The sequence below is a fragment of the Paucihalobacter sp. genome (genome assembly GCF_036825875.1).
In the GTDB taxonomy this organism is placed as follows: Bacteria; Bacteroidota; Bacteroidia; order Flavobacteriales; family Flavobacteriaceae; genus Paucihalobacter.
This window is the reverse complement of record NZ_DAISXK010000036.1, coordinates 1-11,237: the sequence shown is the minus strand read 5'-3', so window position 1 is coordinate 11,237 and position 11,237 is coordinate 1. Positions and strand designations below refer to the sequence as shown.

Annotated in this window: 11 protein-coding genes; 5 read left to right on the top strand and 6 right to left on the bottom strand. The window is 35.1% G+C overall.

The window, feature by feature from the left end; translation table 11 throughout:
* Window positions 1–19 precede the first annotated feature (19 nt).
* A complete protein-coding gene (locus V7Z48_RS10340; RefSeq protein WP_334113368.1) occupies window positions 20–694 on the bottom strand; it encodes an SIR2 family NAD-dependent protein deacylase in 675 nt (224 codons plus the stop codon).
* Between the two features lie 72 nt (window positions 695–766).
* Here V7Z48_RS10340 and V7Z48_RS10335 point away from each other — a divergent pair, with 72 nt between their 5' ends.
* A complete protein-coding gene (locus V7Z48_RS10335; protein ID WP_334113367.1) occupies window positions 767–1,423 on the top strand; it encodes a TrmH family RNA methyltransferase in 657 nt (218 codons plus the stop codon).
* A 3-nt stretch (window positions 1,424–1,426) separates the two neighbouring features.
* Here the strand turns inward: V7Z48_RS10335 and V7Z48_RS10330 are convergent, their stop codons facing one another.
* The 3 genes from V7Z48_RS10330 to V7Z48_RS10320 all read right to left on the bottom strand — a co-directional run bounded on the left by V7Z48_RS10330 (window position 1,427) and on the right by V7Z48_RS10320 (window position 5,055).
* Window positions 1,427–2,200, bottom strand: coding sequence for a carboxypeptidase-like regulatory domain-containing protein (locus V7Z48_RS10330; protein ID WP_334113366.1), 774 nt, complete (start codon window positions 2,198–2,200; stop codon window positions 1,427–1,429).
* A 171-nt stretch (window positions 2,201–2,371) separates the two neighbouring features.
* Complete coding sequence (locus tag V7Z48_RS10325) at window positions 2,372–4,192, bottom strand: DEAD/DEAH box helicase (RefSeq protein ID WP_334113365.1); 1,821 nt, start codon at window positions 4,190–4,192, stop codon at window positions 2,372–2,374.
* A 287-nt stretch (window positions 4,193–4,479) separates the two neighbouring features.
* Window positions 4,480–5,055 (bottom strand): non-canonical purine NTP diphosphatase, encoded by a 576-nt coding sequence (locus tag V7Z48_RS10320; protein ID WP_334113364.1) that lies wholly within the window; start codon window positions 5,053–5,055, stop codon window positions 4,480–4,482.
* Between the two features lie 267 nt (window positions 5,056–5,322).
* On the opposite strand from V7Z48_RS10320, the gene V7Z48_RS10315 reads away from it, so the two are divergent.
* Complete coding sequence (locus tag V7Z48_RS10315) at window positions 5,323–5,622, top strand: HPF/RaiA family ribosome-associated protein (RefSeq protein WP_334113362.1); 300 nt, start codon at window positions 5,323–5,325, stop codon at window positions 5,620–5,622.
* Between the two features lie 64 nt (window positions 5,623–5,686).
* Here V7Z48_RS10315 and rlmH read toward each other — a convergent pair whose 3' ends face one another.
* Window positions 5,687–6,160, bottom strand: a complete 474-nt coding sequence (gene rlmH / locus V7Z48_RS10310; RefSeq protein ID WP_334113361.1) for a 23S rRNA (pseudouridine(1915)-N(3))-methyltransferase RlmH — start codon at window positions 6,158–6,160, stop codon at window positions 5,687–5,689.
* An 83-nt stretch (window positions 6,161–6,243) separates the two neighbouring features.
* Between rlmH and nadC the strand changes: the two genes are divergently transcribed.
* The 3 genes from nadC to priA are packed head-to-tail and all read left to right on the top strand — an operon-like array spanning window position 6,244 to window position 10,537.
* The gene (nadC, locus tag V7Z48_RS10305) at window positions 6,244–7,104 is read left to right on the top strand and encodes a carboxylating nicotinate-nucleotide diphosphorylase (protein WP_334113360.1); all 861 of its coding nucleotides are present in this window, start codon (window positions 6,244–6,246) and stop codon (window positions 7,102–7,104) included.
* Window positions 7,105–7,139: 35 nt separating this feature from the next.
* Window positions 7,140–8,084 (top strand): YihY/virulence factor BrkB family protein, encoded by a 945-nt coding sequence (locus V7Z48_RS10300; RefSeq protein ID WP_334113359.1) that lies wholly within the window; start codon window positions 7,140–7,142, stop codon window positions 8,082–8,084.
* Complete coding sequence (gene priA, locus V7Z48_RS10295; protein WP_334113389.1) at window positions 8,084–10,537, top strand: replication restart helicase PriA; 2,454 nt, start codon at window positions 8,084–8,086, stop codon at window positions 10,535–10,537. The genes V7Z48_RS10300 and priA overlap by 1 nt, the downstream gene beginning before the upstream one ends.
* Here the strand turns inward: priA and V7Z48_RS10290 are convergent.
* Complete coding sequence (locus V7Z48_RS10290; protein ID WP_334113388.1) at window positions 10,534–11,232, bottom strand: LytR/AlgR family response regulator transcription factor; 699 nt, start codon at window positions 11,230–11,232, stop codon at window positions 10,534–10,536. The genes priA and V7Z48_RS10290 overlap by 4 nt on opposite strands.
* Window positions 11,233–11,237 lie beyond the last annotated feature (5 nt).

The following is an 11,237-nucleotide window of genomic DNA, read 5'->3' as shown; positions in this document are numbered from 1 at the left end:
GTTTAACACAATTTTGAAATCAACCCAATAATTCCATAAATATTTTCATGCCTTCTGTAGCAGTTTTTGAAATAATGTTTAAATTCTTGGTCGGTTGAATTGATGGCTTCGGATCTATAAAGTAAATGGGCGTGTTTGGGGGTGCATAGTGAATCAAGCCTGACGCCGGATAGACCTGCATGGAGGTGCCAATGATAAGAAGCAAGTCTGCCTGCTCACAAATTTCCATAGCAGTTTCAATCATAGGAACGGCCTCTCCGAACCAAACGATATGCGGGCGAAGTTGATGGCCGTTCGGGCATAAATCGCCAAGTTTGATATCGGTTTTACATTCAAATTCCGAGGTATCATCTATGATATTTCTGGATTTAAGCAATTCGCCATGCAAATGGATAACGTCGCTGCTTCCAGCGCGTTCGTGCAAATCATCAACATTTTGGGTAATGATACTAACCTTGTATTGTTTTTCTAATGTTGCCAGCGCAAAATGCGCGCTGTTTGGTTTTACTTCTAACAACTGTCTGCGACGTTGGTTATAAAATTCTAATACCAACTCAGGATTGGCTCTAAAACCTTCGGGCGAAGCTACAGACATGACATCGTGACCTTCCCAAAGTCCGTTGGCATCTCTAAAGGTTTTAAGTCCGCTTTCTGCACTTATGCCTGCTCCTGTCAGTACAACGAGGTTTTTCATATGATTCATAAAATTAAATTCAACATTGATAACCGATTTTAAAATTAACATTTTAATTTATCTTTGACCATAATGACAGATGTAAAACTATTAGCATATTTGAGCACATTTCTAACCGAAGAACGCCAGCAGCGTTTTCATTCGGTTTTAGCACAACGAACCAAGCATTTTGCAGTTGCCGTTGAAGATGTTTATCAACTTCACAATACCAGCGCAGTCATGAGAAGTTGTGATGTTTTTGGAATTCAAGATTTACATGTTATTGAAGAGCGCAATTCGAAAAGAATTGACAGAGAAATTGCTATGGGAGCCCAAAAATGGGTAGATGTGCATCGTTACCATAATGTTATGGATTGTATCCAAACTTTAAAAGCTCAAAATTATCAGATTGTTGCCACCACGCCTCATACAAACGAAACCTTATTAGCAGATTTTGATTATACTAAAAAATCTTGCTTTTTCTTTGGCAGAGAAACCGAAGGATTAAGTGACACCGTTATGAATAACGCCGATTGTTTTTTAAAAATCCCGATGGCTGGTTTTACCGAAAGTTTGAACATATCGGTTTCCGCTGCGATAATTTTACAACAGGTTACAGATAGACTGAGAGGAAGCGATTTAAACTGGCAGCTTTCGGAAGCAGAAAAACTAGAATTAAATTTAAAATGGATAAAAAAAACAATTAAGAATCACCAGGCCATTATTGCGCGATATTACGAACAAAAATAGTACTTACATTTTGTTTTTGCGCTTTCGGCTCAGTACTTTATATTCTTCGTAACATTCGCTGATAGCATCTAAAATTTGAAGATCGTTGGCCGTTACAATAAAATCTCTAGAGTAGTTGCACTGACTCACAATTTCATCTAAATCAAACCGATCAACTTCAAGAAGCACAAGTAACATTTCGCGATCAAACCTGCTAGCAAGAAGATTTCTGATTTCGTCGTCTTCTTTCATTTTTCTGAGCTTACCAAGCTCCCTAGGTTTGTTTCCAAATATATTGTACAGGAAATCGGTGGGATTAAAAATAGAACTCAGCACTTTATTAACGCCACTTCTAGAACCTGCTTCATAGCCCTGATTTGGCAAACCTGAAACGCTAAACCTATTATTACTTCTAATAGGAATTTGCTTGATATCAACTTCTAAAAAGCCAGTAAGTTTAGATTGAAATACCACAACTTCTTCTAAGGCCAATGCCAATTCTGTCAATTTTATAGTGGTCTTACCGTATTTAAACCAGTCGTTTGTAACTCTAATCCTGATAGATTTAAAACCTAAATAAGATAGGTGCAAAGTGTCATTAACCTGCGCTGCAATTTCAAAAACACCTTCTTCATCGGTTGAAGTACCAACCACTTGATTGAGGTTAACTATGTTTACATTTTCAAGTGATTCGTCATTAGAACCATTAACAATCGTTCCTTTAACCTTGGTGATTTCTTGACCATAGCCCATAGTTACAAGTGCTAATAACAAAAAACTAGTTAAAAGATATTTCATTTATTTCTAATAGTTTTGATGTATAAGTAAGACCAAAAGGGAAAAATAAAAGCAGGTTTTATTGATTTTAAGGCAATGTTTTTAACATCATTCAACAACAAAGTTAAACAAAGTAAACGAACTTTGATGAGACGCCTTGTGCATTTGACTTAAAATTAACAGCTAGAAAATTTATTTACGTCTAGATTTTCGAGGTCTTGAACTGTCGTTTTCAAACTTACTAAAAGCTCCTGAGCGATTTGATTTTGATGATGAGCGGTTATCACTACCACCAGAATAACTCCCTTTGCCTTCGGAACGTCTTTTGCCTTTAGGTTGAAAATCGTCGCTGCGGCGTTTTCCAGAAAATTTACCACCACTACGTTTTTTATTGCTATTGCCTTTGTCGGCAGAAACTTCTACGTTTACAAAACGACCGTTGTGTTTGTAGTCTGTAAAAAACTCTAACACTTTAGGAGTTATTGCAGCGTCGGTATTAAAGAATGAAAAACTGTCTTTTACATCTACTTTAAATACATCGTCACGACCTAAATCTAACACTTCTTTAAGGAAATCCTTAAGGCTCATCCAATCGTAACCGTCTTTATTGCCAACGTTTATAAAGTAACGCGTTGAATTTTCTGAAGGTTCAAAATCGGAATCACCGCTGCGTTCTCTACTGTTTCCAGCATCAGCATTTAAATCTTTAGATTTTTTGTAATAATTGTAGAATCTAGTAAATTCAACCGAAAAGAATTTTTTAATCAATTCGTCCTTAGAAGTATCGGCAAACATTTCATTGATTATTTCAATGTGGTTGTCAATTTCGTGATTTATTTCGGTGTTGTGAATTTTGTTAGCCAACGACATTAACTGTACTTGACAAATATCAATCCCACTTGGAATTTCTTTACGTTCAAATTGTTTTTTGATAATGCGTTCAATAGATTTTATTTTACGCATTTCACTTTTAGTAATAATCACCATAGAGATACCAGTTTTACCGGCACGTCCTGTTCGGCCTGAACGGTGTGTGTAAGTTTCTATCTCGTCGGGCAATTGGTAGTTTATAACGTGTGTGATATCATCAACGTCAATACCTCTTGCGGCCACATCGGTGGCAACTAACATTTGTATTTGTTTGGCTCTAAAAGATTTCATAACCATATCGCGTTGGTTCTGACTTAAGTCGCCGTGCAAAGCGCCCGCGTTGTAGCCATCTTCAATAAGCTTTTCGGCAACTTTTTGAGTTTCGTGTTTGGTACGGCAAAAAACTACTGAAAAAATATCAGGATTGGCATCTGCCAGTCTTTTTAATGCCAAATAACGGTCGCGTCCGCCAACCATGTAGTATTCGTGAGTAACTTGATCGCTTCCTACGTTTTTAGAGCCCACAGTTATTTCAATTGGACTGTGCATAAATTTCTTAGCAATAGTCGAAACTTCTTGCGGCATGGTAGCCGAAAACAACCAAGTATTTTTATCCTTTGGTGTATGCGATAAAATATCAGTAATATCCTCGAAAAAGCCCATGTTAAGCATTTCGTCAGCTTCATCAAGTACAGCGTATTCAATTTTAGAAATATCAACCAAATTTCGGTTGATCATATCTTTCATTCTACCCGGAGTAGCCACTAAAATTTGCGCACCGCGTTTTACATCTTTCGATTGATCAATAATACTGGCACCGCCATAAATAGCAACAACATTTAAACCTTTGCAATATTTACCATAAAGCTTAAGCTCGTTCGTGATTTGCATACAAAGTTCACGCGTTGGCGATAAAATTAAACCTTGGGTTGTGCGACTGTCAATATTAATTTTTTGGAGCATCGGAAAACCAAAAGCGGCTGTTTTACCAGTTCCGGTTTGTGCAAGTGCCACTAAATCAGTGTCTTTTTCTAATAAAATGGGAATGGTTTTATCTTGTACTTCGCTTGGTGTTTCAAAACCTAAGTCAATAATAGCTTTCAAAAGGTCTTCGTTGAGACCTAATTGTAGGAATGTGTTCATTCTAATGTAATAAGTATTCGATTATCTATTTGGTGTTACACAAGAAGCGAATCGACATACTTAAACCTGAAACTTCTAAATAACACATCCTCACCCTGAGGAATTTCAAGCGGCAAATATACAACTTTATTTGATTAATTGAACAAAAACATTTTCGACCTAAAAATTATCATCGCGGAGTGCACAGATTAGTTGGTGAGTTGGTGAGTTGGTGAGTGTTTGAGATTTAGATAAAATATGACCTTGCCTAAGGGTTGGTATTCAAATAATCGATTATTTGGAATTTGCTACTTAAAATTTAAATAATCCGCCAAAAGTCTAACTGCTTTTCCTCTATGGCCAATTTTGTTTTTGTCTTCTAGAAGCATTTCTGCGAAAGTTTGTTCATAACCGAAGGGTTTAAAAACTGGGTCGTAACCGAAACCATGTGTACCGTGTTTTTCTGAAGTGATTTCACCTTTGCAAATACCTGAAAAAGTTTTAATTTCATTATTTAAACTTAAGGCGATAACGGTTTTAAATTGTGCGTTTCGGTTGCTATGTGACTTTAAATTGTGTAGCAATAAATTAATGTTATCATCATCATTTCGTTCCGCACCAGCATATCTGGCTGAAAAAACACCGGGTTCGTTATTTAAGGCTTCAACTTCTAATCCAGTATCATCCGCAAAACAATCATAACCATATTTATTCTTTACATAATTAGCTTTTTGAATGGCATTGCCTTTGATGGTAGGTTGGGTTTCGGGAATATCTTCGTGACATTTAATATCGCTTAAACCCAAAATAGTTATATGTGCTGGAAGTAAATATTGTACTTCTTTAAGTTTGTTTAAATTATTTGTGGCAAACACTATTTTCATTTATAATTATTTAGAACATGACTTAAAATTACTAAATACAAGGCTTATTTAAGTATGATTTTGTTATTTTTAGTAGAAATTGTTATCAAATAGATTTGGTATTTTTCGATTCGGCGCGCATCACTTTTGGTTTGTATGTTTAAAACCATTTTTAATTGTTGAGATAATTTTTTTTCAAACATCTAAAATTACGTTAAACTGATCGAGGTCATGATTAGTTGGGGAAATTGGTGTTATATTTGAGTAGAAACCCAAAATAAATCAATTATGACAGTTAGTATTCAATACGTGCAATTAGATAGTAGTGATAGTTTAAATACCTTTGTCAATAAAAATTTAGAAAAATTAAGTCAGAAATACGAATGGCTTATCAATGCTGAAGTTTATATCAAAGAAGATGCAAAAGACAACAATCGTGGTAAAATCTGTAGTATAGAACTCAGCATGCCTGGTCCAAGAATTTTTGCTACTTCAAACGAAAAGACTTTTGAAGCGTCTGTAAAAGAAACCATAAGCGATCTTAAAAAACAGCTTGAAAAACGTAAAGAAACGTTTAAAACATTTTAATTAAAATAAACATCACCCTTTTAGAAATATTTAAAAGGGTTTTTTCTTTAGAAGCAACCTCTATTTATCTATGATGATAAGGTTCATTTTTCAAGATAGTAAAACCTCGGTACAACTGCTCAATAAAAAATAAACGCACCATTTGATGCGAAAAAGTCATTTTTGACAACGACAGTTTTCCTGAGGATTTAGTGTAAATAGCATCGGAAAATCCATAAGGTCCACCAATAACAAATGCCAAATTTTTAATACCAGAATTCATGTGTTTTTGGAGGTAATCAGCAAATGATACAGAGTTGAATTGTTCGCCGTTTTCATCAAGAAGAATTAATACATCGCTAGCGCTAATCTTAGCCAAAATTAAATCGCCTTCTTTTTCTTTTTGTTGTGCTTCTGAGAGGTTTTTCGTCTTTTTTAAATCTGAAATGAGTTCCAATTCAAATTTGATGTAAAAACCAAGTCGTTTGGCGTATTCTTCAATTAAAGATTGCAATGCACTATTATCGGTTTTACCAATGCAAATTAGTTTGATAGTCATAAAGCAAAATTACAATTTTATTGGAATTTAGAATTTGCAATTTGGAATTTGAATTCGTTACTTTTACAGCAAATTTGGTTGTTATGATTTCAAAAGAACAATTCAACGACGAAATAGCTTTAATTATTGCCAACGCCATACGCGAAGATGTTGGTGATGGCGACCATAGTTCTCTAGCATGCATTCCTTCAACTGCTAAGGGTAAAGCGAAGCTTTTAGTTAAGGACAACGGAATTATTGCAGGTGTTGAGTTTGCCAAACAAGTATTTGCCTATGTTGATGCAAACATGACGTTGGAGGTGTTGATTGAAGATGGATCTACAGTTAAATATGGTGATATTGTTTTTTTTGTGGAAGGTGCATCGCAATCAATTTTAAAAGCCGAACGGTTGGTATTAAATGCTATGCAGCGGATGAGTGCCATTGCAACTAAAACCAAGCTGTTTGTGGATTTGTTAGAAGGTACAAAAACTAAGATTTTAGACACCCGAAAAACAACTCCAGGCATTCGCGCCTTAGAAAAATGGGCAGTAAAAATTGGTGGTGGTGAAAATCATAGATTTGCTTTATACGACATGATAATGTTGAAGGATAATCACATCGATTTCAGTGGTGGTATAAGCCAAGCAATTATAAAAACAAAGCACTATTTGAAGGAACACAACAAGGATTTAAAAATAATCGTGGAAGCCCGAAATTTAGAGGAAATTAAAGAAATACTTGAAAATGAAGGTGTGTATCGTATTCTTATTGATAACTTTAATTTCGAGGATACCAAAAAGGCTGTCAAACTGATTGGCGACCAATGTTTAACCGAATCTTCTGGTGGTATTAATGAGAAAACCATTAGAGAATACGCCTTGTGTGGTGTCGATTTTATTTCTTCGGGTGCCTTAACGCATTCGGTGTATAATATGGATTTAAGCCTAAAAGCTATAGAATGATAGCATAAGACTGAAGCTGCTTCAAAATAAATACTATGACTAAACCAGTTGAAGACAAACTTGAGAAAATTCCAATTATCAAAAATGTTGTTAAGTTTTTGAAAGGTTTGAAGCTACCAGGTTTTGAAGGTTTGTCAACCTATGATTTAATGGAACTATACGTCATAGGCATCGTTCAAGGAGCAGTAACTACGCGTGCTAGCGCTATTGCGTTTAATTTTTTTACTGCTATTTTTCCTTTCTTATTGTTTGTCATAATTTTAATTCCAATTATTCCTATTGCAAATTTTCAGCAAGATTTTTTAGCCTTTTTAGATTCTATTTTGCCACCCCAAACCTTTGAGTTTTTCTCACAAAACATTTTTGACAACATCAGTAGAGATAGTAGTGGAAGTCTATTATCGACGGTTTTTATATTGTCTATTATTTTAATGGCTAATGGCGTAAGTGCCATATTTTCAGGATTCGAAAGTTCTTATCACGAGCAATTATCACGTAATATTTTCAAGCAATATTTATATGCGCTTGGTGTAGCATTAATTTTGGCGTTTTTAGTTATTCTTACGGTAGCAGTTTTTGGTTTTTTTCAAATTTATATCATGCAACCGTTATATAATAGTTTAACAGGTCAAAGTTTTTCTGATACTGGTTCGGCACTCAATTGGATTGTGGTAGGTAAATATCTCTTTTTTATAGTTATGACTTACATCGCCACCTCAACCCTTTACTATTTTGGTACCAAAGAAGGTAGAAACAATAGATTTTTTTCTATTGGTGCAGCACTAACAACCTTACTAATTATGGTAACCTCTTTTTTGTTCGGTGTTTATATTGATAATTTTTCTCAATACAACGAACTTTACGGCTCAATTGGTGCCTTGCTAATTCTTTTATTTTATTTGTGGTTAAATTCTAATATTTTGTTGCTGGGTTACGAGCTAAACGCTTCACTTAACCGTTTAAGAAAGTTTAATCAATGATGGCTTATTTTATAGACGTCATACTGCCCATTCCGCTTCAAAAGGCATTTACCTACCATATTACCAAAGCAGAATCCGATTTTTTAATACCTGGAATGCGCGTGGCCGTGCCATTCGGTAAACGAAAAGTGTATACTGCGGTAGTTTGTAGTATTCACCAAAATCCACCTTTGATTTATGAGGCAAAACCTATTTATCAAATTTTAGATAACCATGCTACAATTACCACAAAACAAATTGAATTATTTGAATGGATGGCCCAATATTACGTATGTACCTTAGGCGAAGTATTGCGAGCATCTTTACCAAGTGGATTTTTAATAGAAAGTGAAACCATTATTAAAAGTGCTAACAAATTTAATGACCTAGAAATATCACTCACCGACGATGAGTTTTTAATAGTAGAAGCTTTACAGCATCAATCTTCGATTTCTATTGATGAGGTTGTATCGATTTTAGAGAAAAAACAAGTGTTACCGGTAGTGAATAGTTTGATAGAAAAAGGACTAGTCATTGTTCAAGAGGAATTATTTGAAACCTACAAACCTAAATTAGTTAAATACGTCAAAATCAACGAAACTTATAAAACTGAAGCTGCCTTGCGCGAACTTTTAGATAGCCTAACAAAAGCGCCCAAGCAACGTGAAGTTGTTTTAACCTTTTTCAGCATGTCGGCAAGATCGTCGCAGGCAATTAAAATGGAAACTTTAAAAGCCGAAATTAATGCCTCGGATTCTGTTATCAACTCATTGATAGATAAAGAAGTTTTGAAAGTCTACCATCAAAAAAAAGATAGAGTAAAATATGAAGGCAACATTAATACCGAAGCTTTAGTTTTAGAGGATTTTCAACAAACAGCTTTACAAGAGATTCAAAAATCGTTTGAAACCAACTCCGTGTGTTTGGTTCATGGGGTTACTTCTTCGGGTAAAACTGAAATCTATATCAAACTAATCGAAGCAGTTATCGATAAAGAGCAACAAGCCCTTTATTTAGTTCCAGAAATTGCCTTAACTACTCAATTAGTCGAGCGTTTACAAGCGCATTTTGGTGATTTGGTGGCAGTATTTCATTCGAGGTATTCGTCTTTCGAACGAATGGAAGTGTGGAATCATGTACTGCAAAATACATCAAAAGGTCGCATTATTATTGGGGCTCGTTCTTCGGTGTTGCTGCCTTTTAAAAATTTAGGACTCGTTATTGTAGATGAAGAACACGAACAATCGTATAAGCAGTTCGATCCGGCACCGCGATATCATGCACGCGATACGGCCATTGTTTTGGCTCATTTATTTACTGTGAAAACCCTTTTAGGTTCAGCTACACCGAGTTTGGAGAGTTACTATAATGCCAGGCAGCAGAAATACGCATTGGTTGAAATTAACCAGCGTTTTAATAAAGTTCAAATGCCTGAAATGGAATTGGTTGATATAAAAGATGCGCACAAACGCAAACGTATGAAAGGCCATTTTAGCCTGAGATTGATAGACGAAATCAATGAAGCTTTAGGTAATAATTTACAAGTGATTTTATTTCAAAATCGTCGTGGTTATTCACCTATTGTAGAGTGTTTAACCTGTGGTCATGCGCCTCAATGTCCCAATTGCGATGTGAGTTTAACTTACCATCAATATCGCAACCAGCTTCGTTGTCATTACTGCGGTCACCATACAGCGATGCCGCAACAATGCGGTGCTTGTGGAAGTCATCATTTAGATACCAAAGGATTCGGAACTGAGCAAATAGAATCAGAAGCAAAGCAGTTATTCCCTACGGCTAAAGTAGCCAGAATGGATTTAGATACCACCAGAGGAAAATACGGATACCAAAAAGTAATAGGATCCTTTCAAGACCAAGAAGTAGATATATTGGTTGGTACGCAAATGCTAACTAAAGGATTAGATTTTAGAAATGTAAAAGTTGTAGGTATCATGAATGCCGATAGCAGTCTAAATTTCCCAGATTTTAGAGCCCATGAACGCAGTTTTCAATTGATGACACAAGTAGCAGGTCGCGCTGGCAGAACGGATATACGCGGAAAAGTTTTAATTCAAACCTTTAATCCTGATCACAACATTCTACAACAGGTGTCTCAAAATAATTACTACGAAATGTTCGCTCAACAGATGAACGAACGACATAATTTTAAATATCCACCATTATATAGGCTGATTAAAATTACTTTAAAACATAAAGATTTTCAAAAGACCAATTTTGCAGCTGATTGGTATGCAACTTCTTTAAAACAATTGTTTGGAGATTCAGTTCTAGGGCCGGAGTTTCCACCAATATCACGGATTAGAAATCAATATCACAAAAATATTCTTATAAAAATAGGAAGCAATCAATCGCTAAAAAAAACAAAAGAAGCCATTGTAAAGATAAACAATAGCTTCCAAAGTGTAAAAGATTTTAGAGCTGTTAAAGTAGTTTTAAACGTCGATAACTATTAGGTTATGTTGTTTAAGGCATCCACCAGCTGGGTTTTTTTGTTGCGACTCAAAGGTATTTCGTAAGCGCCAACCTCCACATTTTTACTGTTAAACCTGTCTATTTTATCAAGATTAACAATATAAGATTTGTGGATTCTCAAAAATTTACCTTCAGGTAATTCTTGCTCAAAGCTTTTCATGGTTGAAAGCACAACTAGGCTGTTCTCTTCTGTAACTACTTTTACATAATCACCTAAGGCTTCAATCCATTTTATATCTTTAATGTAAACTTTTCGTTTTTTTAGATTACTTTTAACGAAAATATGTTCGCCATCGGCTTCATTAAAGTCAAGTTTCAATTTGTGTTGTTCTAGGGCTTTCTCAACAGCTTGATTAAAACGTTCTTTAGTTATTGGTTTTTGAAGGTAGTCAGTAGCATCATAATTAAATGCTTTAAAGGCATATTCTGTTTTACCAGTAACAAAAATAATTTGGGGTTTGTTATTGAGTACATCAAGAAGTTCAAATCCGTTTAACACTGGCATTTCAATATCTAAAAAGATAAGATCTACCTTGTGAGTATTTAAGCCGTTTTTGGTTTCTAGGGCACTGCTGTATTCTGCAATAAGATTAAGTGAGGAATGATTCTCAATTAACTTTACAATAGATAAGCGTTGAATCGCAGAATCATCAACTACTACACAGTTTAAAGTCATAACAT

Excerpts from the sequence above, each read along its gene's own strand:
- V7Z48_RS10300 (WP_334113359.1), top strand. The coding sequence starts at position 7,140 with ATGACTAAACCAGTTGAAGACAAACTTGAGAAAATTCCAATTATCAAA.
- V7Z48_RS10335 (WP_334113367.1), top strand. The coding sequence starts at position 767 with ATGACAGATGTAAAACTATTAGCATATTTGAGCACATTTCTAACCGAA.
- V7Z48_RS10330 (WP_334113366.1), bottom strand. The coding sequence starts at position 2,200 with ATGAAATATCTTTTAACTAGTTTTTTGTTATTAGCACTTGTAACTATG.
- V7Z48_RS10315 (WP_334113362.1), top strand. The coding sequence starts at position 5,323 with ATGACAGTTAGTATTCAATACGTGCAATTAGATAGTAGTGATAGTTTA.
- V7Z48_RS10340 (WP_334113368.1), bottom strand. The coding sequence starts at position 694 with ATGAAAAACCTCGTTGTACTGACAGGAGCAGGCATAAGTGCAGAAAGC.
- V7Z48_RS10320 (WP_334113364.1), bottom strand. The coding sequence starts at position 5,055 with ATGAAAATAGTGTTTGCCACAAATAATTTAAACAAACTTAAAGAAGTA.
- nadC (WP_334113360.1), top strand. The coding sequence starts at position 6,244 with ATGATTTCAAAAGAACAATTCAACGACGAAATAGCTTTAATTATTGCC.
- rlmH (WP_334113361.1), bottom strand. The coding sequence starts at position 6,160 with ATGACTATCAAACTAATTTGCATTGGTAAAACCGATAATAGTGCATTG.
- priA (WP_334113389.1), top strand. The coding sequence starts at position 8,084 with ATGGCTTATTTTATAGACGTCATACTGCCCATTCCGCTTCAAAAGGCA.
- V7Z48_RS10290 (WP_334113388.1), bottom strand. The coding sequence starts at position 11,232 with ATGACTTTAAACTGTGTAGTAGTTGATGATTCTGCGATTCAACGCTTA.
- V7Z48_RS10325 (WP_334113365.1), bottom strand. The coding sequence starts at position 4,192 with ATGAACACATTCCTACAATTAGGTCTCAACGAAGACCTTTTGAAAGCT.